Annotated in this window: 23 protein-coding genes and 1 pseudogene; 1 reads left to right on the top strand and 23 read right to left on the bottom strand. The window is 41.7% G+C overall.

Going from position 1 to position 22,958, the window contains the following annotated elements; all coding sequences use genetic code 11:
- Window positions 1-198: 198 nt before the first annotated feature.
- Window positions 199-485, top strand: a pseudogene (locus tag ACFVSH_RS08460) (transposase); the annotation flags it as partial.
- A gap of 307 nt (window positions 486-792) precedes the next feature.
- On the opposite strand, the gene codY reads toward ACFVSH_RS08460, so the two are convergent.
- The 23 genes from codY to ftsY form a co-directional block, all read right to left on the bottom strand.
- On the bottom strand, window positions 793-1,572 hold the full coding sequence (gene codY / locus ACFVSH_RS08455; RefSeq protein ID WP_057278408.1) for a GTP-sensing pleiotropic transcriptional regulator CodY: 780 nt from the start codon (window positions 1,570-1,572) through the stop codon (window positions 793-795).
- Window positions 1,573-1,681: 109 nt separating this feature from the next.
- Window positions 1,682-3,091 (bottom strand): ATP-dependent protease ATPase subunit HslU, encoded by a 1,410-nt coding sequence (gene hslU, locus ACFVSH_RS08450; RefSeq protein ID WP_387599865.1) that lies wholly within the window; start codon window positions 3,089-3,091, stop codon window positions 1,682-1,684.
- Between the two features lie 12 nt (window positions 3,092-3,103).
- A complete protein-coding gene (gene hslV, locus ACFVSH_RS08445) occupies window positions 3,104-3,631 on the bottom strand; it encodes an HslVU peptidase proteolytic subunit (protein ID WP_048684874.1) in 528 nt (175 codons plus the stop codon).
- Window positions 3,632-3,651: 20 nt separating this feature from the next.
- Window positions 3,652-4,554: a tyrosine recombinase XerC gene (gene xerC, locus ACFVSH_RS08440; RefSeq protein ID WP_192204015.1), complete on the bottom strand. Its 903-nt coding sequence runs from the start codon at window positions 4,552-4,554 to the stop codon at window positions 3,652-3,654.
- A gap of 59 nt (window positions 4,555-4,613) precedes the next feature.
- The gene (gene trmFO / locus ACFVSH_RS08435) at window positions 4,614-5,921 is read right to left on the bottom strand and encodes an FADH(2)-oxidizing methylenetetrahydrofolate--tRNA-(uracil(54)-C(5))-methyltransferase TrmFO (protein WP_063231875.1); all 1,308 of its coding nucleotides are present in this window, start codon (window positions 5,919-5,921) and stop codon (window positions 4,614-4,616) included.
- Window positions 5,922-6,338: 417 nt separating this feature from the next.
- On the bottom strand, window positions 6,339-8,414 hold the full coding sequence (gene topA / locus ACFVSH_RS08430; protein WP_387599861.1) for a type I DNA topoisomerase: 2,076 nt from the start codon (window positions 8,412-8,414) through the stop codon (window positions 6,339-6,341).
- A gap of 264 nt (window positions 8,415-8,678) precedes the next feature.
- Entirely contained in the window at window positions 8,679-9,545 is an 867-nt protein-coding gene (gene dprA, locus ACFVSH_RS08425; protein WP_387599859.1) for a DNA-processing protein DprA, read from the bottom strand.
- 119 nt (window positions 9,546-9,664) lie between these two features.
- The gene (gene sucD, locus ACFVSH_RS08420) at window positions 9,665-10,567 is read right to left on the bottom strand and encodes a succinate--CoA ligase subunit alpha (protein WP_192204013.1); all 903 of its coding nucleotides are present in this window, start codon (window positions 10,565-10,567) and stop codon (window positions 9,665-9,667) included.
- A gap of 18 nt (window positions 10,568-10,585) precedes the next feature.
- Window positions 10,586-11,746, bottom strand: a complete 1,161-nt coding sequence (gene sucC, locus ACFVSH_RS08415) for an ADP-forming succinate--CoA ligase subunit beta (protein ID WP_076366553.1) — start codon at window positions 11,744-11,746, stop codon at window positions 10,586-10,588.
- Window positions 11,747-12,221: 475 nt separating this feature from the next.
- Window positions 12,222-12,494, bottom strand: a complete 273-nt coding sequence (locus ACFVSH_RS08410) for an EscU/YscU/HrcU family type III secretion system export apparatus switch protein (RefSeq protein ID WP_387599854.1) — start codon at window positions 12,492-12,494, stop codon at window positions 12,222-12,224.
- Window positions 12,491-14,410, bottom strand: a complete 1,920-nt coding sequence (locus ACFVSH_RS08405; protein WP_387705542.1) for a hypothetical protein — start codon at window positions 14,408-14,410, stop codon at window positions 12,491-12,493. Before ACFVSH_RS08405 ends, ACFVSH_RS08410 begins: the two co-directional genes overlap by 4 nt.
- A 12-nt stretch (window positions 14,411-14,422) precedes the next feature.
- On the bottom strand, window positions 14,423-15,205 hold the full coding sequence (locus ACFVSH_RS08400) for a ribonuclease HII (protein ID WP_387705544.1): 783 nt from the start codon (window positions 15,203-15,205) through the stop codon (window positions 14,423-14,425).
- A 138-nt stretch (window positions 15,206-15,343) separates the two neighbouring features.
- Window positions 15,344-16,216 carry a ribosome biogenesis GTPase YlqF gene (gene ylqF, locus ACFVSH_RS08395; RefSeq protein ID WP_076366559.1) on the bottom strand — a complete coding sequence of 291 codons (873 nt, stop codon included), beginning with the start codon at window positions 16,214-16,216 and terminating at the stop codon, window positions 15,344-15,346.
- Between the two features lie 17 nt (window positions 16,217-16,233).
- A complete protein-coding gene (lepB, locus tag ACFVSH_RS08390; RefSeq protein WP_260284235.1) occupies window positions 16,234-16,794 on the bottom strand; it encodes a signal peptidase I in 561 nt (186 codons plus the stop codon).
- 218 nt (window positions 16,795-17,012) lie between these two features.
- Window positions 17,013-17,360 (bottom strand): 50S ribosomal protein L19, encoded by a 348-nt coding sequence (gene rplS, locus ACFVSH_RS08385; protein WP_034313702.1) that lies wholly within the window; start codon window positions 17,358-17,360, stop codon window positions 17,013-17,015.
- A 130-nt stretch (window positions 17,361-17,490) separates the two neighbouring features.
- Window positions 17,491-18,225, bottom strand: coding sequence for a tRNA (guanosine(37)-N1)-methyltransferase TrmD (gene trmD, locus ACFVSH_RS08380; protein ID WP_034313706.1), 735 nt, complete (start codon window positions 18,223-18,225; stop codon window positions 17,491-17,493).
- On the bottom strand, window positions 18,225-18,743 hold the full coding sequence (gene rimM, locus ACFVSH_RS08375) for a ribosome maturation factor RimM (protein ID WP_214750782.1): 519 nt from the start codon (window positions 18,741-18,743) through the stop codon (window positions 18,225-18,227). Before rimM ends, trmD begins: the two co-directional genes overlap by 1 nt.
- Window positions 18,744-18,753: 10 nt before the next feature.
- The gene (locus ACFVSH_RS08370; protein ID WP_034313711.1) at window positions 18,754-19,140 is read right to left on the bottom strand and encodes a YlqD family protein; all 387 of its coding nucleotides are present in this window, start codon (window positions 19,138-19,140) and stop codon (window positions 18,754-18,756) included.
- Between the two features lie 221 nt (window positions 19,141-19,361).
- A complete protein-coding gene (locus ACFVSH_RS08365) occupies window positions 19,362-19,592 on the bottom strand; it encodes a KH domain-containing protein (protein ID WP_387705539.1) in 231 nt (76 codons plus the stop codon).
- Between the two features lie 13 nt (window positions 19,593-19,605).
- Window positions 19,606-19,878 (bottom strand): 30S ribosomal protein S16, encoded by a 273-nt coding sequence (gene rpsP / locus ACFVSH_RS08360; protein WP_034313715.1) that lies wholly within the window; start codon window positions 19,876-19,878, stop codon window positions 19,606-19,608.
- A 153-nt stretch (window positions 19,879-20,031) separates the two neighbouring features.
- Window positions 20,032-21,372, bottom strand: a complete 1,341-nt coding sequence (ffh, locus tag ACFVSH_RS08355) for a signal recognition particle protein (protein WP_192204007.1) — start codon at window positions 21,370-21,372, stop codon at window positions 20,032-20,034.
- Between the two features lie 11 nt (window positions 21,373-21,383).
- On the bottom strand, window positions 21,384-21,716 hold the full coding sequence (locus tag ACFVSH_RS08350) for a putative DNA-binding protein (protein WP_192204006.1): 333 nt from the start codon (window positions 21,714-21,716) through the stop codon (window positions 21,384-21,386).
- Between the two features lie 220 nt (window positions 21,717-21,936).
- Entirely contained in the window at window positions 21,937-22,953 is a 1,017-nt protein-coding gene (ftsY, locus tag ACFVSH_RS08345; protein ID WP_387705537.1) for a signal recognition particle-docking protein FtsY, read from the bottom strand.
- Window positions 22,954-22,958 lie beyond the last annotated feature (5 nt).

Raw genomic sequence — 22,958 nt, 5'->3', positions numbered from 1 at the left:
GGTCTCCCCTGGACTCACTTTTCTAAGCAGGAGTCTCGTACCTTCCGTTCCAATCAACTTTGTTATAGATAGAACCCTTTTCCCTAAAGCCTTTATTGTTTTAAAAATAGAATTAATAAAACTCGAGGTGAAGAGGATGCTTTCTAAATATGATTCTATTTAACGTGATCAACTTGAAATGTTACTTTAGATCAACTAGTGCCTGCGAACCATTTGGTTCGTAAAATTGAGGCTGCCATTGACTTCACTTTCATTTATGAGTTAGTGAAAGATATGTACTCCAGAGATAGGACGCCCAAGTATTGATACAGTTATATTGGTCGAATTAACTTTCATTCAATATACCTTCGGTTTTCGTTCAATGCGTAAAAACAATTGAAGAAGTTGAAACAAATATGGCTTACCATTGGTTCTAAGGCTATGGTTTCCATGATAAATTGTCAAATACGCATTTTAGTACAGAAAGCAAAGACTATCCAAAACGACACGGCATTTCTAGCAAAAAATGTGGAAGAAGCAGATCAACTGCGTCATCATCAAGATGTAAAACCTTTATAAGCGAAACGTAAAGAAACGATTGGGCGTGTATTCGCAGATGCTAAAGAAAAATGCATGGTTACGTTGGACTACTTTAGACATAAAAAATTGTCGATGCCGGCGATGCTTACTTTCGCTGCCATAAATTTAAAGAAGATGGCCAATTGGAAATGGCAAGGTCCAAATAACTTTAGGAGAAAAATTAAAAGGAATTTCTAAAGGCAGCCCATTTTAAAGGACTGCCTTTTTTTTATGTTAATTATTTTTAAGCTTTTCTAATTCAAGAAGGAATTTATCGTTCAATACTTTGATATAAGTACCTTTCATTCCTAGTGAGCGGGATTCAATGACTCCGGCACTTTCCAGTTTCCGTAGGGCATTTACGATAACGGAACGGGTGATGCCGACACGGTCTGCAATTTTGGATGCTACAAGCAGACCTTCATTACCTTTAAGCTCCTCAAAAATGTGCTCAATCGCTTCCAATTCGCTGTAAGATAACGAGGAAATTGCCATTTGAACGACAGCTTTACTACGAGCTTCTTCTTCTATCTCTTCTGATTTTTCACGCAGGATTTCCATGCCGACTACAGTCGCACCATATTCAGCCAAAATTAAATCATCATCATGAAATTTTTCTTGTAATCGAGCAAGGACCAATGTTCCTAAACGTTCTCCCCCGCCCATAATCGGTACGATCGTTGTTAATCCAGTTGCGAAAAGCTCTTTGTTTTCGACTGGGAAAGCAGTATATTCGCTTTCGATATCAAGATTCGAAGAGGTTTCAGGAATATTGAAGAGGTTTTTTGTGTACTCTTCAGGGAATTGTTTATCTTCCAACATTTTGTACATGCGTTCGTTTTCAATTTGCTGACTTACCGCGATGCCAAGTAATTTCCCGCGGCGGCTGACGACGAATACATTCGCTTCGATAACTTCACTTAAACTTTCAGCCATTTCCTTGAAGTTAACTGCTTTACCTGCTGCTTTTTGTAGCATTGCATTGATTTTTCTTGTTTTTGCTAATAAGTTCATTTGATTTGTTCCTCCTAAAAATACCATGGTTCACAATAACTATGAAGTTGTATTTCCGTAATTTTATGTTTATTGCATAGGCAAATCATTGCCAAGATTGTTTCTTAAATTAAAGGATAAACTGGCTTAAATCTTTGTTCCGGGCGATAGAACCAAGCTTACCTTCGACATATTGGGGTGTAATTGTAATCTTCTCCATCGTTATTTCCGGAGCTTCAAAAGATAAGTCTTCAAGCAACCGTTCCAAAATGGTATGAAGTCTTCTTGCACCAATATTGTCTGTGTTTTGATTTACTTCGAAGGCCACTTCAGCTATCTTACGAACAGCATCGTCAGAAAATTCAATTTCTATACCTTCAGTTTCTAATAAAGCAACATATTGTTTTAACAAGGCATTATCCGGTTCATGAAGAATCCGTACAAAGTCGTCTACAGTCAGTTTGTTCAATTCTACACGAATTGGGAATCTACCTTGTAATTCAGGGATAAGGTCGGATGGCTTAGCCATGTGAAAGGCCCCTGCAGCAATGAATAAGACATGATCCGTTTTAACTGAACCATATTTAGTCACTACTGTCGAACCTTCAACGATTGGCAGGATATCCCTTTGGACACCCTCTCTTGAGACATCCGCTGATGAACTTCCTGATTGCTTACTGGCAATTTTGTCTATTTCATCGATGAAAATAATCCCATTTTGCTCAGCCCCGTATAATGCATCGGAAGTGACTTCATCCATATCAATCAATTTAGCCGCTTCTTCATTTGTTAAAACGGTTCTTGCTTCACTTACTTTCAATTTTCGCTTCTTGCTTTTTTTCGGCATCAAGCTTCCTAAAGCGTCCTGCATATTCATCCCCATTTGTTCCATTCCCGAACCTTGGAGCATATCAAACATCGAAGCAGTCTGTTCTTCCACTTCGACCGTTATCATTTCACTTTCCAACTCACCATTAGCCAGCTTTTCAGCGACGATTTTTCTTTTTTCCTGCAAACTTAAATCTTCGGAATTTTCTTCCGGATCCTGTTCGTCTTGATTGTTATTGCCTCCAAAAAAGACTTCAAGAGGATTCTTGAAATTACTCTGTTTTTTTGTTGATGGCACTAAAAGTTCTATTAAGCGGCGATTTGCATTTTCTTCTGCCCGCTCCTTTACGCTGGCCATCTTTTCTTCCTTCACGAGGCGGACGGAAGTCTCCACCAAATCACGAACCATCGACTCAACATCCCTGCCGACATACCCGACTTCCGTAAATTTCGTTGCTTCAACTTTTACAAAAGGAGCACCTACCAATTTAGCCATTCTCCGAGCTATTTCTGTTTTCCCAACGCCTGTCGGTCCAATCATTAATATATTCTTCGGAACGACTTCATCACGAAGTTGATCCGAGAGAAGGGAACGTCGGTAGCGATTCCGAAGAGCCACTGCCACTGCCCGTTTTGCCTCACGCTGCCCTACGATATACTGATCCAGTTTTTCAACGATTTGCCTCGGTGTTAAATTAGCTTTTTTTGACATTTGCGCTCCTCCTTACAACTCTTCCACGATTATATTCGTATTCGTAAATACACAAATTTCCGCTGCAATTTGTAAAGATGATTGAGCGATTTCCTTTGCCGATAAATGGTCACTGGAAAACCGCATTAATGCCCTGCCGGCAGCCAGGGCATAATTCCCACCCGATCCTATGGCGAGAATCCCGTCATCCGGTTCAATTACTTCCCCGGTGCCAGAAACGAGCAGTAAATGATTCTTATCCATTACGACCAGCATGGCTTCCAGTTTTCTCAATACATTGTCACTTCTCCATTGCTTTGCCATTTCGACGGCAGCGCGCTGAAGATTGCCATTATACTCTTCAAGTTTAGCTTCGAACATCTCAAATAAGGTGAATGCATCTGCAACAGAACCTGCAAAACCTGCAAGGACATTACCATTAAAGATTTTCCTTACTTTCCTCGCCGTATGCTTCATCACTACTGAATTTCCTAAAGTAACCTGCCCATCACCGGACATGGCACATTCACCTTTATGATGCACTGCAAATATCGTTGTCATAAAGTGTCCCCTTTCAACATTTAAGGCCGCGGATGTGATGCATTGTAGACTTTTTTCAATTGGTCTTTTGTAACATGCGTATACACTTGCGTTGATGAAATTTTAGAATGACCAAGCAATTCCTGAACTGTGCGAATGTCCGCCCCATTATTCAATAGGTGTGTAGCAAACGAATGCCTTAGCATATGGGGATGAAGACTTCCATCTGCGGCTGACTTTTTAATCAATTCATTCAATATATAGCGAACTCCCCTAGGTGTCAGAGGGTCTCCACGAAAATTAACAAATAAATAAACATGCGCCTTGGCGTCAGACGAAGTCAATTCCATCCTGGCTGTACGTATGTATAAATCTATCGCTTCCTGTGCATAACTGCCAACCGGAACGTAGCGATCCTTTTTTCCTTTTCCATGGATCAGTACCGTTCCTAAGGAAAGGTCGATATCCTGCAGTTTAATCTCACAACATTCACTTACACGAATTCCTGTAGCATACAATAATTCCAGTAAGGCATTGTTCCTTATTCCTATCGGTGAATCTTTCTTTAAAGTAGAAAACAACTGATTCATTTCCTTCTCATAAAGAAAACGTGGCAGTCTTTGATCCTTTTTAGGTAAAGAAGCCAAAGAAAAAGGGTTATCCTTCACATCACCTTCACGTAGTAAAAATCTATAAAGGCTCCGCAAGCAAGAAGTTTTTCTTGCTACAGTGCGCTTAGAAAGGTTTTTCTCATATAAATTCGTCAAATATAACCGGACATCCAAATATTCAACGGACGTGATATCCTCAATGCCCTGTTCATTAAGGAACAGAAAAAATTCGTGAATATCACGTTTATAATTTTCAATGGTGTATTGTGAACTGTTTTTTTCAATCTGTAAATATTCGATGAAGGATGATAATGCCTTTTTTTGATTAATCATGGAAACACCTCGCAAAGGCTAATAAATAGTATCATACTTTAAAACAGCAGGCAAATATTTTACAAATTTTTCACAAAGTTCTGAATTGTGTCCAAAGCGCGTTTAGCATGCGTTTCGTTCCGCTCTTTTTTTGATTTGATTCTCACTTCTAGGTCTGGAAGCAATCCAAAGTTGGCATTCATCGGTTGGAAGCTCTTACCATTCGTCGAAGTTATGTACCTTGCCATGCTTCCCATCGTCGTCTCCGCAGGGAATATGATAGGCTCCAATCCTTGGACGATCCTTGCAGCATTGATACCTGCAACAAGTCCTGATGCAGCAGATTCTACATACCCTTCGACACCAGTCATTTGACCGGCAAAGAATAAATCATCCCGATTCTTGAATTGATACGTTGGTTTCAATACATTAGGTGAGTTTATGAATGTGTTTCGATGCATGACTCCATAACGCACAATTTCCGCATTTTCCAATCCAGGTATGAGCTGCAATACTTCTTTTTGCGGCCCCCATTTCAAATGTGTCTGAAAACCAACAATATTGTAAAGTGTTCCTGCCGCATCATCTTGACGCAATTGAACTACAGCAAAAGGACGTTTTCCCGTTTTTGGATCTTCTAAGCCAACTGGCTTCAATGGACCAAATAACATCGTTTTCTTCCCACGTGATGCCATCACTTCAATTGGCATGCAGCCTTCAAAAAAGATTTCCTTTTCGAATTCTTTAAGTGGTACTGTTTCTGCAGCGATCAATGCTTCATAAAAGCGGTCAAACTCTTCTTCTGTCATCGGACAGTTCAAATAAGCTGCTTCCCCTTTGTCATAACGGGATTTCAAATATACTTTATCCATGTTTATGCTGTCTTTTTCAAGAATTGGTGCGGCGGCATCATAGAAGTACAAGTATTCTTCATCCATGATTTGCTTTAAGCTGTCAGATAGTGACTGACTTGTAAGCGGACCGGTAGCAATGACGGTAGGACCTTCCGGAATTTCCGTCACTTCTTCATTAATGACCGTCACATTTGGATGATTTTTAACCCTTTCCGTAACAAGACCGGCAAATTCATGTCGATCAACAGCTAAAGCGCCGCCAGCCGGTACAGCACAAGCATCTGCTGCCGACATGATGACCGAATCCAGAATACGCATTTCTTCTTTTAAAACACCAACTGCATTTGTTAAAGTATTTGCCCGAAGTGAATTGGAACAAACAAGTTCAGCGAATTTATCGGTATGATGGGCTGGCGTTTGTTTTACAGGGCGCATTTCATATAGATCGACTTTAATTCCTCTTTTAGCTAACTGCCACGCCGCTTCACTTCCAGCAAGCCCAGCACCGATTACACTTACTTTTGTTTCTTTCATTTTTCGAACCTCCATGTATAGATATGATAAGACAGGAGCATTTATCATTAAAACTGCTTTTATTAACGTTTCATTTTTAACGATATCTATGTATTTATACCCGAAATACTCATTCCTGCTAATGATAATTTTAAAGCATATGCCTCAAGCCGGCATTCTTCCTGCAATCCATAAAGGGTAACGGACACAAATAGGAATTATATCTTTAAAAGAATGTACTTGTCCACTGAATTTTACATCACATGGCCTAAATAAAAAAGTTTCAAGCTTTATCCATTTTCTTCTTGGAACCGAATTCACATATTATCATGATATCATACTTTCCTGAACATAAAGAAACCCGGCAGATGCCGAGTCAATTTATATCTAGGTTTTTTCGATAGCTCACAGGGAAAGTAAACGATTTCACGGTCTATTCTATGCTTGGGGCATTTCCTTGAAATCACAATCCATGCACTGGACCTGGACGCCTTTTTTGAGTTTCTTTTCAACAAGTGTACCTTCACATTTTGGACAACTCCGCGGAAGCGGTTTATCCCATGATATGAAGTCACATCCAGGATAGGTATCACACCCGTAAAATATGCGGCGTTTTTTACTTTTCCTTTCAATGATGTTTCCTTCTTTACATTTTGGGCATTTGACACCGATTTCTTTAACGATTGGCTTTGTGTTACGGCAATCCGGGAAATTGCTGCATGCCATGAACTTTCCATAACGCCCCATCTTAAAGACCATTCCATGTCCGCATTCCACGCAATCTTCACCGGCAGGTTCATCTTTAATTTCAATTTTCTCCATCTCGACCTCAGCTTTGGCCAGATGAATTGCAAACTCTTTATAAAATTCATCAATGACCTTTATCCATTCGATACTGCCTTCCTCGACGCTGTCGAATTCCTGTTCCATTTTGGCAGTGAACTCTGCATCAAGAATATCCGGGAAGAATTCGCGTATCAATTCAAGAACGATCTCACCAAGCTCTGTTGGGATGAACCGTTTATTATCCAAGGTAACATAGCCCCGTTTTTGAATCGTATCCAAGGTAGGAGCATATGTAGAAGGACGGCCTATTCCCAGTTCCTCTAGGGTTTTGACAAGACGTGCTTCAGTATATCGGGGCGGAGGCTGTGTGAAATGCTGCTTCGGCTCGATATCTTTTGAAAAGAATTGATCTCCTTTTTTTACATCCGGAAGTGCATTTTCCTTTTCTTCTACCGAGTCATCGGACCCTTCAACATATACCTTCATGAAACCCGGAAATTTTATTTTTGAACCATTTGCCCTGAAGATGACATCCCCGTTATGCAGGTCGATGCTCATCGTATCCATGACTGCCGAAGACATTTGACTAGAAACGAATCGTTCCCATATCAATTTATAAAGACGGAATTGATCTCTGGATAAGAACTCCTTGACTATACCCGGTTCACGTAATGTGCTTGTTGGCCTGACTGCTTCATGGGCGTCCTGGGCATTAGTTTGTTTTTTCTCTTTGCGCTGTTCAGCCTGAACATAATCTTTACCATAATTATTTTGGATGAAGGTATGGACTTCCTCTTTCGCAACATCGGAAATCCGGGTTGAATCGGTTCTCATATAAGTGATTAACCCGACTGTACCTTCCTTGCCAAGCTCGATTCCTTCATAAAGCTGCTGAGCAAGCATCATGGTTTTCTTTGCACGGAAATTCAATTTACGTGCCGCTTCCTGTTGCAGGGAAGAAGTTGTAAAAGGGGCAGCTGGATTGCGCCTTCTTTCCTTTTTAGCCACGGCTCCTATCGTAAATTCGCCGCCATTTAAAGAAGCGAGCACTGTTTTGACGTCCTCTTCGGTATTTAATTCCTTCTTCTCGCCGCCAAGGCTGAAGAAGGAACCTTCAAACTGTTCTTTTCCTTTTACAAAATCAGCCTTGATTGTCCAATACTCTTCCGGGATGAAATCTTTGATTTCCTTCTCCCGGTCAATGATCATCCGTACAGCAACCGATTGGACCCGTCCAGCACTTAAGCCTTTTTTCACCTTTTTCCACAAAAGCGGGCTTATATTGTATCCGACTAAACGATCCAAAACCCTTCTTGCCTGCTGGGCATCAACCAATTTCATATTTATTGGTCTCGGCGATTTAAATGATTCTTTGATGGCCTCTTTCGTGATCTCGTTGAATACCACACGGCAATCAGAGTTAACATCAACATCAAGACTGTGAGCCAAATGCCATGCAATGGCTTCCCCTTCCCTGTCGGGGTCAGCCGCGAGATAGATTTTTTTCGCTTTTTTCGCAGCGGTTTTCAATTCTTTTAAAACCGGGCCTTTGCCGCGGATAGTTATATATTTAGGCTCATATTCATGTTCAACATCGACACCCATTTGACTTTTAGGCAAATCTCGAACATGCCCCATGGAAGCCTTTACTTTATATTTTTTTCCCAAGTAACGTTCTATTGTTTTCGCCTTTGCGGGCGATTCCACAATCACTAAGTATTCTGACATCCAATAAATCCTCCTCAAAGAGGTAATATAAATCTTCACTATTATTAATCATTCAAAAATCATTTGTCAACACCTCTTTACTTTTCAAAGCATGCTGATTCATTTATTAATAGGTATTTTGACAAGAGGTGCCATTTGCAAAACTTATAACAGTTTTACAATATTTTCAACCTTTTTGTCTAATAATTCAACCCATCCATCTAAAAAAGCACTTTTTTTCTATTCTCCTGTATGATTCTCCGTCTATCTTCTATATTATATTGTTCAAAACTCTTCCTCGATCTGCCTGGAACTCAAAACAAGTTTGGCACCATCGGAAATCAATTGATTGGTCCCCAGTGATTCAAGGCTTGTAACATTTCCAGGAAGTGCAAACACCTCCCTGCCATGTTCCAAAGCAGCTTGTGCCGTAATGAGGGAACCGCTCCTTTCTTTTGCCTCGACCACGAATACTCCCTGTGATAATCCACTGATGATTCGATTCCTAAGCGGAAACATCCAAGGTTCCGCCTTCACTTCCGGTGGAGTCTCAGATATAAGCAGGCCTTTATTGACGATTTCTTCAGCAAGGGTAACATTGGATTTCGGATATATTTGCATAAGCCCTCCTCCTAAAACCCCAATCGTATCTCCGCCTTCCCTTAATGTGATCTTATGTGACTCTGCATCGATTCCAGCCGCCACCCCGCTTATGATCACGAACTTTTTCTTTACTAGCGGTAATAGAATCGATTTTAAGGCCTCCAGACCATACGAGGTTGGCTTACGTGTTCCAACAACACCTAGCGTATTCTTCCTTGTTAAAAGCTTCTTATCACCTTTATAATAAAGAACCCACGGAGGATCGAATATTTGCTTCAGCAAAAAAGGATATTCATCATCGAAGATCGTCAAACAATGGATTTGGCTATCTTCGTAATTTTTAAGTTTATCGATGGTATTGAGTGAATGTAAATCTTTGAGAAAGAGGTTGAGCTTATTTGAAGGGATAGGGAGCATTTTTGCCCATTCAACGTAATCCGTCGTGAATAGGGAAGATAATGACGGGTCTTTTGACATGATTGTTTGGATTGATTTCCATCCTGCCCCGCGGCAATGATGGAGATGGATTAACTTTTGTTTTTTATTCAATTTGAAACGCCCCTAACCGGATATTTTTAAAGGTAGGTTGATGGTGATGTACTCGGTATCTCCCGAGGAAAATGGAGGAAAATAAGACCGACCCCAAAAAAAGGTCGGCCCAGCTTAAATTAATGTGTTTTACAAGGTTCGTAAATCTCTTTTTCTTTCAAGACGGAAATCAATGTTTCACCCATTACGGATGGAGTTTCGGCAACTTTAATTCCACATTCGTTCATAACGCGGATTTTCTCGTCAGCTGTTCCTTTTCCTCCTGAGATAATGGCTCCGGCATGTCCCATGCGTTTACCGGCAGGAGCCGTACGGCCACCAATGAAACCAACAACTGGCTTAGTCATATTTTCCTTCACCCAGATTGCTGCTTCTTCTTCTGCCGTTCCGCCGATTTCCCCGATCATGATCACAGCATGTGTTTCCGGATCTTCATTGAATGCCTTCAATACGTCAATGAAATCCGTTCCATTAACTGGATCCCCACCGATACCGACAGCCGAAGATTGACCGATGCCTGCTTGCGATAATTGGTGAACGGCTTCGTACGTTAAAGTTCCTGAACGTGAAACTACACCTACATGGCCTTTTTTGTGTATATATCCTGGCATGATACCAATCTTACACTCTTCAGGAGTAATGACACCTGGGCAGTTCGGTCCGATCAAGCGAGTTTTTTTGCCTTCCATGTACCGCTTAACCTTGACCATATCCAGGACAGGAATATGTTCCGTGATACAAATGACAAGGTCAAGTTCTGCGTCTACAGCTTCCAGAATTGCATCGGCAGCAAATGGCGCCGGTACATAGATAACGGAAGCATTCGCACCGGTTTCGGTGACAGCTTCGGAAACTGTATTGAATACAGGTACCCCTTCCGCTTCTGTTCCACCTTTACCCGGAGTGACTCCTCCAACGATTTTCGTGCCGTATTCCAACATTTGTTTTGTATGAAATAATGCTGTTGCACCAGTGATTCCCTGAACGATCACTTTCGTATCTTTATTAATATAAACGCTCATTATGTTCCCCCCTGCCTATTATCCTACAAGTGATACTATTTTTTGTGCTCCATCAGCCATTGATTCAGCAGCCGTAATATTTAAACCTGACTCTTTTAGAATCTTTTTGCCAAGGTCCACATTCGTTCCTTCAAGACGAACAACAAGAGGGACATCCAAGCCAAGCTCTTTAGCAGCAGCCACGACGCCTGTTGCGATGATGTCACATTTCATGATTCCTCCGAAGATATTAACGAAAATGCCTTTAACATTTTTATCGGAAAGGATGATTTTGAAAGCCTCTTTCACTTTTTCCTCAGTGGCGCCGCCACCAACGTCCAGGAAGTTAGCCGGATCTCCCATATAGTGTTTAATGATGTCCATCGTAGCCATAGCAAGCCCGGCACCATTAACCATGCATCCGATATTTCCGTCAAGCGATATGTAACTAAGGCCATGCTTTGATGCTTCAATCTCTTTTGCATCCTCTTCATCCAAATCACGGAATTCCGCGATGTCCTTTTGGCGGTAAATCGCATTATCATCAAAATTCAATTTAGCATCAAGTGCCATTACATTTCCGTCGCCCGTAACCACTAATGGGTTGATTTCTGCGATTGAGCAATCTTTTTCAACGAAAGCAGTATATAAGTTAACCATCAGCTTGGAAGCTTTATTTATAAGTGAGGCCGGAATATTTATATTGAATGCAATCCTCCGTGCTTGGAAGCCAGTCAGGCCGACAACCGGATCGATTACTTCTTTGAAAATTTTCTCTGGCGTCTTTTCGGCCACTTCCTCAATTTCCGTTCCGCCTTCTTCAGAAGCCATCAACACGACACTATTCGTAGCACGGTCAAGGACCAGCCCGATATAATACTCTTTCGTTATGTCGCAGCCCTCTTCTATAAGTAAACGCTTAACTTCCTTGCCTGCAGGTCCTGTTTGATGGGTCACCAACGTTTTGCCAAGAATCTCTTCTGCATATGTACGAGCTTCATCAAGATTCTTCGCTACCTTGACTCCGCCGGCTTTCCCGCGGCCGCCCGCATGAATTTGAGCTTTTACGACAACAACTTCCGTACCTAACTCCTTCGCTGCTTCCACTGCTTCATCAACAGTAAATGCAACCCGGCCATTTGGAACGGATACCCCGTATTGTCGCAATATCTCTTTCCCCTGATACTCATGGATATTCATTTCCCATCCTCCTTATCTACTAAAAAACAACCTCGAAATTTAATGCGTGTTTTCTCTACCATATTACAACAAAATTCTCCTTCGTGCATAATTTTCTTTCTCGAAATTTTTAAAATATTATTATGATATACTTCTATTCCCCTTTGTAAAATGGAAAAAACCTTCTTTTCCGTAGATTTTTTCTTGTTAAAATCATTTATTTTTGCTCTTAAATTCTATTGTCGTTACAGTTAAAATCTAGAGAAAATGCTACTATGAAAGCCTTTTCAACATATTGAATCAGAGTTCTTTTCATGAGAATCCACGGTTATCCTTGCCTGACCCTAAATAAAAGCAAAAGGACAAAGCCATTGCCTTGTCCTTTTGTAAATAGTTTAGTATTTTTTTAATATAATGAAAATACAATAGTGATTTCCCTAATATTCTACATAAACCAACATAACTCCATTTGGTGAAATCACAGATAACTAGGATCCTACCGATTCATGTCCTTGTCAACTTTATAAATGAATGCAAATACCTCTGCAACTGCTCCATATAATTCTTCCGGAATCGTTTGATTTATATCCAATTGACCTAAAAGTGCAGCAAGCGATTCGTCCCTCTGGACGGGTATATTCAGTTCCATGGCCGTTTTCAGAATATTTTCAGCAGTTTTACCTTTCCCCTTCGCCAATATGACGGGCGCTTTGGACCTTCTTTGATCATACTTTAAGGCAATGGCTTCTTTTCGTTGATCATTTATCATATTCGAATATCCAATCCGCTATATGAACCGGCTTCCGAAAAAAGAATCGGTTTCACCTCTAGGTCCCGCTCTTTTTCATTCACGGGTTTTACAAATGAAACCCCTGATAATCTGTAATCCATTTTTCCGAGATTCTCTCTTAGGATGTCAAGATATTGATCGGCTTCCTCTTCAAGGGCCGCACCATGCCCATTGATGACCGTCACTTTTATGATACGGTTTTGAACCTGCATGTCGATGACCGTTTCTTTAAGACGTTCCAATTCTAAATAAAATAGGACTCTGCAGTAATCCGGGTCTATTTTGCCATCTTTTGTTTTCCTTCCGCTCCATTGTAAAGTTAGGTCAGTTTGAATCGATCCCAAATTGAGTGGAAGTGTCAGGAGCAAATTCTGGATCGGCCCATTTTCCTGTGAAAGGATCTGTTGCGCAGTAATCCGATTCAGGATTTGTTCTGCCATCTCCTTGATAGATGCCGGAATTTGCTCATTCAGCAATTTAAGCAGCAGCGGTTTAAGTGTCTCTAAATCATTCGGGATCTCCTTCGTATCATCTCCAGAAAGATTAAGGAGTGCATGTTCCAGCTGAAAGCCAAGGACCTTGGTCATTTCTTTTAGTTGGTTTGCAACGGAAGGCCCGCTGGTGAAATCGATTGTTTGAAACTCAGCTTCCAGTACATGTGAAAGGACAAGCCTCTCATTATCCCTAACGTATTTGGCCTCAGAAAGCTTATTAAGCGACTGAAACAGTAATTCAGCCACCTTACCCTTCGACTCCTCTATTTGCTCTGTATCCGTATTCAAGTAGCCTATAAGGTCATTCACTTCTATTTTTCCGCCAATTGCCTTTTTAGCTGTTGCTTCGGTAAAAGCACTCTGTAGTAAATGAAAGACAAGAGGGGAAAGTTTTTCTGCAGAAATGTTTTTTCTCTGGATCGAGTGAAGATCGGCTGGCAGGTTTGCCCCCTTATGATCATGACCGGTAAATATGCGATCAATGGTCGTTTCGGCCTCTTCAACTTTTACAAATGCACCGCTTTTTGTCCCGGAAAGCAACTGTAATCCTTGGTGTAATTTATCAATCACTGAATTCTTGGCCATACCGGACCTTGCCTCAGCTCCATCCATTAAGTTTTCCAGAAAGACAGCTTCTGTAATTCCCTTTGGAATTAAACCCGTCTTTTGAAGCAGGGAAAATGCACCAGATTTCATTTCTGGCGTTGAATCGGGATTCAGCCAAGTGGTCACTAGGTTTTGCAAACCATTTTGTTGAAGCTGGTTCTGTTTAACAACATGTAAAGAGTCCAATACATCCCTAAGCTTGACGGCAGTCCTCGTTACTGCTCCGAGATCTTGCAGCTGTTGCTTGAAGGCACTGAGTAGTTTGTGGAAAGGTTCACCTTTGGACTGCGTAAATAATGCATCAAATACATCTTTTACAAATGGCAGTTGCTGAATGTACATCGATTTTATTACAGGCAGACCAGCTTCTGCAGTATCAGCAGCTTTTAACCATTGTAAAGCGGACTGAAAGGTTTCCTTTGTTATCGGAAGTCTATTTGCCAAGAGGTATTCGGCAAGCTTCGAAGCGGCCGGTTCAGGCGTCATGCCAAGATGAGCGATCAATTGTGCAGCCTTTCCCTTTAAGCCGGAAACACTCATATCGGGGGAATCTAAAGCTTTTAACACGATCCTCCCCTCTATTAGGTGCTTCACTTGAAACCAGTACCTTTCTCCTGCCCGTAGCGGGATTTCGAGATTGGCAATCATTTTTTGATGGCCAATCTGTACTTCGGCCGTTTGGTCAGGAAAAACCTTATTCACCTTCCCGATAAGGATTTGTCCATTTTTCAAACTCACAGATCCTTTTACTTCAATGGGTGAAGAAACGGGTTGCCCGCTTGTTATGGATTGCACCCTCATCCCCCCTTAGCTCTTCGTTCTTGCAGCGATTTCCTTAACTGGTGCAAAACTTCTTCTATGCCAAGGTGTAAGCCCGTGCGTGCGGAGTGCTTCTAAATGTTGGCTCGTCCCGTATCCCATGTGCTTTTCGAACCAATATTCCGGATATTTTTCACCATATTCCTTCATCATCCCATCACGGGTCACTTTCGCTATTATGGAGGCCGCAGAGATGCTAACGCTTCGTGCGTCCCCCTTTATGAGTGAAAGCTGCGGAATCGGCACATCCAGTTCCATCGCATCGATCAACAAATGATCAGGAAGTTCTGACAAATCGTTCACTGCGGCCACCATTGCCTTTTTCGTGGCTTGATATATATTGATTTCATCAATAACTTCGCTATGTACAACACCCACACCTATGGATAGTGCTTCCTTAAAAATCATCTCATAAAACCGTTCCCTTTTTGACTCTGGAATTTTTTTAGAATCATTAAGACCTGGCAAATAAAAAGATTCAGGCAAGATGACTGCACTCGTCACAACTGGTCCTGCAAGCGGTCCTCTTCCTACTTCATCGATACCAGCCAAAATGGAAAACCCCTGTTTTCGCAATTGCCGTTCAAACTCTGTCATTTCCGTGAAAGCATCCCTTACCTTTTGTTCTTTTTCATAGGTTCTTTGCCATTTGCCTGCTAAGTCGGTTACTCCCTTTCTTCCATCCTCCCGGCATTCTTGTAAAAAAGGATCTTCGGGTTCTCTTATTGTCATTAATTTTGAGGAGATTTCCTTAATGCTCATTGCAGTTATCATCTTTTATCACCCATCATATTAATTATCGGCAGTCTTGCTTCCTTTCTTCAGTTCAGACAAAAATACGGAGCGGAAAAGAGACATCAAAAAGAAATACCTTTTCGACATCCAGCTCCAGCTCCGTATCACTTCAAGTTAATCGGGAATATCAACCTCTTCATAATCCAATGGGACCTCGAACGTAAGCGGGCCCATCTTTTCTGAACGGATTTCACGTACGACCAACTCCGCGGTTTTATCATAATCGATGAAGCCCCCAGATGCCAAACAGCCCCTGAACTTTCCGACCGCATCGAACAATTCGAGCGTTTCCTGCGGAATTACATCCAGGTTATAACGGGATTTCATTCGGTCCGGATATTCTTTTTCCAAAAAGCGAAGACCGTATAAAGAGACTTCGTGCAAGTTTAAAATCGTATCCTTGATCGCCCCTGTCAATGCAAGCTTCAAACCAACTTCTTGATCCTCGAATTTCGGCCAGAGAATCCCCGGCGTATCCAGCAATTCCAGTTCCTTACCAACTTTTATCCATTGCTGCGCTTTCGTGACGCCAGGAGTATTCCCTGTTTTGGCAATGTTCTTTTTGGCAAGTCGATTGATTAGTGTCGATTTCCCAACGTTCGGAATGCCGACTATCATGGCACGGATCGCTCTCGGCTTTATTCCTCTAGATTCCATCCGCTCATACTTCTCTTTTAAAAGTTTTTTGGCAGCAGCCGTAATCTGGTTTAAACCGTTTCCTGCCTGCGAATTAATGGCAATCGCCGTTTTCCCCTGCGATTTATAATGCTCAAGCCACATATTGGTTTTTACCGGATCGGCCATATCCGCTTTATTCAAAAGGATAACCCGCGGTTTATGCTGAATGATTTCATCGATCATCGGATTTCGTGAAGATGCCGGAATCCGGGCATCCACAAGTTCAAAGATGATGTCGATCAGTTTTAATTTCTCTGTTACTTCCCGTCTTGCTTTGGCCATATGGCCAGGGAACCACTGTATTGTCAATGGAATCCACCTTCCTACTATTCCGCCAATCGAAAGTCTTCAATCGGCCAATAAACTAATTTAGTTTTTCCTAACACTTTATCGTAAGGAACGACACCTACGCCAATATGGCGGCTATCCTTACTAAAACGGCGATTATCCCCTAGGACAAAAAGGGTGTCTTCAGGTACCGTTCCTTGTTCTATGACATCACTTAATGTAAAAGATTCCGTCAAATCCCCGCCATCAATCAATTGTTCTTTATATTCATCCAAGTATGGCTCATCATAAGCTTTTCCATTCACGTATAGAGTATCATCTCTATATTCCACTTTTTCCCCTGGCAATCCGATGACCCGCTTTATGTAATCTTTACCTTCTGGAGCTTCGAAAACGATAATGTCGAATCTTTTCGGTTCGCCGATCGAATAGGAGATTTTATTAACGATCATGCGGTCCGTATCCTTTAATGTCGGCATCATGGAATTACCGTCCACAACAATAGGTGCTAGGAGGAAATAACGAATCAGCGTTGCCGCTATAACTGCGATTATGACCGCCTTCGTCCATTCCCACAATTCATTTTTCTTTTTCGCCATCCTTACCCACCCTTTTTGAAGCATATCAACAATTATTTTAACATGTTGCGGACGCTATAGCGAGCAGAATTCTCTATAGTTTTCACCGTTAGTGTATTCATCGTTTCTTAAAGTGCAAAAAGGGAGCCTGATAAACAAGCTCCCTTTTTTTGCATGATACTGTTTGGTTATTCACCTTATGTGGATCATGGTAAACCCGCATGAAGATATTCGAAGGATTAACGACGAATTTCTTTAATACGTGCTTTTTTACCACGAAGTTCGCGTAGGTAATAAAGTTTCGCACGACGTACTTTACCGTGACGGATAACTTCTAGTTTCGCAATTTTTGGTGTGTGAACAGGGAAAGCACGTTCTACTCCAACGCCGTAAGAAATCTTACGTACTGTGAAAGTTTCACTAACTCCGCCGCCACGACGTTTGATTACAACGCCTTCAAACAACTGGATACGTTCGCGAGTTCCTTCAATAACCTTTACGTGTACACGTACTGTGTCACCAGGTCTGAATGATGGAAGATCTGAGCGAAGTTGTTCTTTTGTGATTTCGTTAATAAGATTTTGCATCGATTTCAACTCCTCCTGGACGCTCTTGCAAATACATATTGTTTGCAGCGGAACATCGTTATAAGACTGAGCATTTTGCCCAAGTCACAAGTTATATCCTATCATACTCTAAACGTCGATGCAATAGACATCAGTCTTCTTTTTTAATCTCGGATAATAATTTTTTTTCAACTTCCGATAGTTCATAACTATCGAGCAAATCCGGACGTCGAATCCAAGTTCTGCGCAGAGATTCCTTCATCCGCCATTCATCGATTTTTTTATGATTCCCGGATATTAACGGATCGGGAACCTTCATCCCCCGGAAATCTGCGGGTCTAGTATAATGGGGATGCTCTAACAAACCAGAAGAATAGGAATCAAGAATCGGGGAGTCAACATTTCCCAGAACGCCAGGCAACAAACGCACAACGCTGTCAATAATGACCATCGCACCCAATTCCCCGCCTGTAAGCACAAAGTCTCCAATCGATATTTCATCAGTGACGACATGTTCCCGGATGCGCTCATCATATCCTTCATAATGCCCGCAAATGAAAATGAGATGTTCCTCTTCGGCAAGCTCTTCGGCTTTTTTCTGCGTGTAACGCTCTCCCTGGGGACAAAGCAGGACTACCCTTGGGGTTAGCTCACCTTGCCCTTTCAGAGCTTCCACAGCATCAAAGATTGGCTGTGCCTTCAATACCATTCCGGCACCGCCGCCATACGGATAATCGTCTACCGTCGAATGTTTATTATCTGCATAATCTCGAAAATTGGTCACCTTATAGCTGACAGCCTGCTTTTCCGCGGCCTTTTTTAAAATTGACGAACCAAATACCCCTTCGAACATTTCTGGAAAAAGCGAAAGCACATCAATTTTCATCAGTCCAAAAGTCCTTCCATCGGTGTAATGATGACCTTTTTAGCGGAAATATCCACTTCTTTTACAATTTGTTCAATATACGGGATCAGGATGTCCTTACTGCCAGCTTTCTTAATGACCCAAACATCATTGGCACCAGGAGTAAGAACCTCAATGATTTCCCCAACTTCCATGCCTTCATCCGTAAATACCGAACAGCCGATGATTTCATGGAAGTAGAACTCACCTTCGTCCAATTTGCCAAGCTGTGCTTCCTTGACTTTCAGGACCCCGTTTTTAAAAGCCTCGACCTGCCCGACGTTATAATAATTCTCGAACGTCAATAGGTTAAAGTTTTTATGGGTGCGATGCGACCTGATGACAAGCGGCAAAGGTTTTTTCTCCGTGTCCCTAAACAAATACAGAGTATTTCCCACTTTGTACCGTTTTTCTGGAAAGTCTGTTGAAGAAATAACGCGGACTTCTCCTAAAAGACCATGTGTGTTGACAATTTTACCTACATTAAACCATTTTTCCATTCTTTCACCTCTAGCGAATTTCCGAGACGATTCCATCTTTAATGACAATGGTCTTCGTTGCCATAATTTCGTCCCAATCTGCCCCAATTTCCACATCAATGATACTTTGAACTTCCCGTTCCTTCAATTCACTTCCTGCGGGAAGGATCTCCAACTGCTCCATTTGAAATTCAAGCAGTTTAATTTTTTCTTGCCTCTGGTTTATTTCTTTTTCAAAATGAGCACGGAGACTAGCAGGTTGGAGAGTTCTTGTTTTTTCAAGTTTTTTCAGTTCAAAGCGAAGCTGTTCACTCTCTTTTTGAAGCTGAAGGCGTTTTGACTTGTATTTCTCGAGGAGCTGATTCTTGCTGGATTCCGTTAATACTTGGTTAACGATTACATTTTGGAGAATTTTCATTCCAGCACCTCCTATTATCTATGATTTCTTATTTCCTTCAAAAAATATGTATGATGGGGTAATCTTTTTGAAATGGGGGTCATTCTCTTAAGTATAACGTAAATCAGTAAAAGATGCGTCTTAAAAAGGCGTAAAGTTTAAAGTCCTGGTCTATTCGATTAGGATCCAAGTCGGAATTTCACTTTCTTGAAGTACAAAAAAAGGAGGGGTATTAACCCTCCTTATTCGGAAATCTCCAAATAGATTTTCTTCTGCTGTGAAGATCCTGCTGCATATACCACAGTCCGAATCGCCTTAGCAACACGCCCTTGTTTACCGATCACCTTGCCCATGTCCTCTTTATGAACGGAGAGGATATAAACAATACGTTCGGATTCTTCCTTGGAGGTCACGATGACCTCTTCCGGATAATCCACAAGTGCTGAAACAATCGTTTCAATGAGTGCTTTCATCAACTACCGTCGATTACTTGCTGTTTTTTGCAACATGGAATTTTTCCATGATGCCTTGTGTAGAGAATAAGTTACGAACTGTATCAGATGGTTTAGCTCCATCTTGTAACCATTTAAGAGCAAGCTCTTCGTTGATTTCAACTTTAGCTGGTTGAGTCACCGGGTTATAAGTTCCTACTACTTCAATGTAACGTCCGTCACGTGGTGAACGGGAATCTGCAACTACAATACGATAGAAAGGAGATTTTTTAGCTCCCATACGTTTTAAGCGAATTTTTACTGCCATTTTAAATAAGCACCTCCGAATAGTTTCACACAAGATAGTATAATATCAAATGTCTTGCATGTTTGTAAAGGTTTTTTTCTTAACAGGTAAAAAAAGTGTTGAAATACATGGTTTCGACCCGTATTTCACTTCAGTTTCGACCTGAAATAAACCTTACATGAACGGGAATTTGAATCCCTTTTTCTTTCCTTTTTGCATGTTCGTAACCTGTTTCATCATCTTTTTCATTTCTTCGAATTGTTTCAGTAGACGGTTCACTTCTTGAATCGATCTGCCGCTTCCCTTGGCAATCCGTTTCTTGCGGGATGCATTCATGGATTCCGGATGTTCCTTCTCATGCGTAGTCATTGAACGGATGATAGCTTCCACATGACCGATCTGTTTCTCATCGATTTGAAGGTTGTCCATCCCTTTCATTTTATTCGCACCGGGAATCATTTTCAGAATATCATCAAGCGGTCCCATATTCCGCACCTGACCAAGCTGATCAAGGAAATCATCAAAGGTAAAAGTGGCTGTACGCATCTTTTTCTCTAATTCTTTCGCTTTTTCTTCATCTACATTGGCCTGTGCTTTTTCGATAAGGGTCAATACATCACCCATGCCGAGAATCCTTGACGCCATCCGTTCTGGATGGAAAGCTTCAAGTGCATCCAGCTTTTCCCCCATACCGACGAATTTAATCGGCGTGTCGGTGACTGAACGAATGGAAAGTGCCGCACCGCCACGTGTATCCCCATCAAGCTTCGTTAAGACGACTCCTGTCAGGCCTAGCTGTTCATTGAAGCTTTGGGCTACATTGACCGCATCCTGACCTGTCATCGCATCGACAACCAGGAAGATTTCATCAGGTTTTGTCAACTCTTTGATATCCTTCAGTTCACCCATCAAGTTTTCATCAACATGTAGGCGGCCTGCGGTATCAATCAACACATAATCATGATGTTCTTCTTTTGCTTTTTCAATTGCCTGTTTGGCAATTTCAACAGGGCTGACCTGGTCCCCAAGGGAGAAAACAGGCATGCTTAATTGTTTGCCAAGTGTTTCAAGCTGCTTAATCGCCGCCGGACGGTAAATATCAGCCGCAACGAGCAATGGCTTGCGGTTGTATTTTTTTCTAAGAAGATTGGCAAGCTTTCCGGTGGTCGTCGTTTTACCAGCACCCTGAAGCCCTACCATCATAATGACAGTCGGTGGTTTCGAGGCAACGGCAATCTTGCTTTGTTCGCCGCCCATCAGCTCCGTCAATTCTTCCTTAACTACTTTAATTACCTGTTGACCGGGGGTTAAGCTTTTCAGCACTTCCTGACCTACCGAACGTTCACTGACACGTTTTACAAAATCCTTCACGACTTTAAAGTTAACATCCGCTTCAAGCAGGGCCAATCGAACTTCACGCATCATTTCTTTTACGTCCGCTTCGTTGACCTTCCCTTTTCCGCGGATTTTTTGCATCGTGCTCTGCAGTCGGTCGGCCAATCCTTCAAATGCCATATTGCCGCCTCCTAATCCAACTTCTCAAGCGTTGTGATTGCTTCAAGCAGCTCCTCTTTTGAAAAGGAATCCTTTTCTATGAGTCCCTTCATATTCGCAATCCACTGGTTACGCTCTTGAAATTTTTGAAATAACAAAAGCTTTGCTTCATATTCCTCAAGCATCGCTTCCGTTCTTTTTATATTATCATAGACTGCCTGCCTACTGACTTCGTATTCTTCGGCAATCTCGCCAAGAGAGTAATCATCCAGATAGTAGAGGGACATGTAGCTCTGCTGCTTCTCTGTTAACAACGATTGGTAAAAGTCATACAAATAATTAATCCGCGTTGTCTTTTCAAGCATCTTAGCAAGCCTCCCTGCTGTTAAGTGAAAACCCTTTACAAGTTTATATTGTAAAGCCTTGTTTATTTGATGTCAAGTTAAACTCCTTACCACATGTTTGCAAAGCATTATTTTTTTCTTTTTTCATCCTCTTTTTTGGACCTTTCTGCAATTGTTCCTCCAAATAACCACTGTGAACAAAAAACCAGAAGAGAATTATCTCTTCCGGCTTGCATTTTTTCTAAACCTCTTCTTTATCGATGATATCAGCAAAAAGGCCGTAAACATATTTCTCAGCATCGAATTCCTGTAAATCATCCATTTTTTCACCTAGCCCGACAAATTTAACGGGAATGGCCAATTCATTGCGAATTGCCAAAACAATCCCACCTTTTGCAGTGCCATCAAGCTTTGTTAAAACAATACCGGAAACATTGGTCGCTTCCTTGAATGTCTTGGCCTGAATAAGGGCATTTTGCCCAGTTGTAGCATCAAGGGCAAGCAACACCTCATGTGGTGCACCTGGTACTTCACGTTCGATTACACGTTTCACCTTTTCCAATTCCTTCATTAAATTCACTTTATTCTGTAAGCGGCCGGCCGTGTCGCAGATAAGTATATCCGCTTTTCGTGCCTTGGCGGCCTGAATGGCGTCGAACATGACCGCTGCAGGGTCAGAGCCTTCACCCTGTTTGATTACACTGACACCGACACGCTCTCCCCAAACCTCAAGCTGTTCAATCGCACCGGCACGGAAGGTATCACCGGCAGCCAATACGACAGATTTACCTTCTGTTTTGAATTTATGGGCAAGTTTACCAATGGTTGTCGTTTTACCTACCCCATTAACCCCTACAAACAAAATGACCGTCAAACCTTCTTCTTGTATATTCAGGCTTGAAGTCGCTTCACCATCACCTTGGTAGATTTCAACAAGCTTTTCGGAAATAACGGACTGCACTTCCCTCGTATCAGAGATATTGCGAAGCTTGACTTCCATTTTTAATTGATCAATCAGTTCCATCACAGTATCAAAGCCTACATCAGCCTGTATCAGGATTTCTTCAAGTTCTTCAAAAAAGTCCTCATCCACTTTCCGGTAACGGGCAACAAGTTCATTAACCCTTCCCGTAAAGGAATCCCTCGTCTTTGTCAAACCTTGTTTGAATTTTTCCCCTATGGATATTTCTGCTTCAACTGATTTTTCTTTTTCTTCCTGGGTCGTAAATTTCTCTTTTAGCTTTTTGAAAAAACTCATTGTCC

The sequence above is a fragment of the Peribacillus sp. NPDC058002 genome, assembly GCF_042886655.1.
GTDB lineage: Bacteria > Bacillota > Bacilli > Bacillales > DSM-1321 > Peribacillus > Peribacillus aracenensis.
This window is presented reverse-complemented; position numbering and strand designations above follow the sequence as displayed.

Excerpts from the sequence above, each read along its gene's own strand:
- codY (WP_057278408.1), bottom strand. The coding sequence starts at position 1,572 with ATGAACTTATTAGCAAAAACAAGAAAAATCAATGCAATGCTACAAAAA.
- hslU (WP_387599865.1), bottom strand. The coding sequence starts at position 3,091 with ATGTCAAAAAAAGCTAATTTAACACCGAGGCAAATCGTTGAAAAACTG.
- hslV (WP_048684874.1), bottom strand. The coding sequence starts at position 3,631 with ATGACAACGATATTTGCAGTGCATCATAAAGGTGAATGTGCCATGTCC.
- xerC (WP_192204015.1), bottom strand. The coding sequence starts at position 4,554 with ATGATTAATCAAAAAAAGGCATTATCATCCTTCATCGAATATTTACAG.
- trmFO (WP_063231875.1), bottom strand. The coding sequence starts at position 5,921 with ATGAAAGAAACAAAAGTAAGTGTAATCGGTGCTGGGCTTGCTGGAAGT.
- topA (WP_387599861.1), bottom strand. The coding sequence starts at position 8,414 with ATGTCAGAATACTTAGTGATTGTGGAATCGCCCGCAAAGGCGAAAACA.
- sucD (WP_192204013.1), bottom strand. The coding sequence starts at position 10,567 with ATGAGCGTTTATATTAATAAAGATACGAAAGTGATCGTTCAGGGAATC.
- sucC (WP_076366553.1), bottom strand. The coding sequence starts at position 11,746 with ATGAATATCCATGAGTATCAGGGGAAAGAGATATTGCGACAATACGGG.
- ACFVSH_RS08410 (WP_387599854.1), bottom strand. The coding sequence starts at position 12,494 with ATGATAAATGATCAACGAAAAGAAGCCATTGCCTTAAAGTATGATCAA.
- lepB (WP_260284235.1), bottom strand. The coding sequence starts at position 16,794 with ATGGCGAAAAAGAAAAATGAATTGTGGGAATGGACGAAGGCGGTCATA.
- rplS (WP_034313702.1), bottom strand. The coding sequence starts at position 17,360 with ATGCAAAATCTTATTAACGAAATCACAAAAGAACAACTTCGCTCAGAT.
- trmD (WP_034313706.1), bottom strand. The coding sequence starts at position 18,225 with ATGAAAATTGATGTGCTTTCGCTTTTTCCAGAAATGTTCGAAGGGGTA.
- rimM (WP_214750782.1), bottom strand. The coding sequence starts at position 18,743 with ATGGAAAAATGGTTTAATGTAGGTAAAATTGTCAACACACATGGTCTT.
- ACFVSH_RS08370 (WP_034313711.1), bottom strand. The coding sequence starts at position 19,140 with ATGAAAATTCTCCAAAATGTAATCGTTAACCAAGTATTAACGGAATCC.
- ACFVSH_RS08365 (WP_387705539.1), bottom strand. The coding sequence starts at position 19,592 with ATGAAAGCACTCATTGAAACGATTGTTTCAGCACTTGTGGATTATCCG.
- rpsP (WP_034313715.1), bottom strand. The coding sequence starts at position 19,878 with ATGGCAGTAAAAATTCGCTTAAAACGTATGGGAGCTAAAAAATCTCCT.
- ffh (WP_192204007.1), bottom strand. The coding sequence starts at position 21,372 with ATGGCATTTGAAGGATTGGCCGACCGACTGCAGAGCACGATGCAAAAA.
- ACFVSH_RS08350 (WP_192204006.1), bottom strand. The coding sequence starts at position 21,716 with ATGCTTGAAAAGACAACGCGGATTAATTATTTGTATGACTTTTACCAA.
- ftsY (WP_387705537.1), bottom strand. The coding sequence starts at position 22,953 with ATGAGTTTTTTCAAAAAGCTAAAAGAGAAATTTACGACCCAGGAAGAA.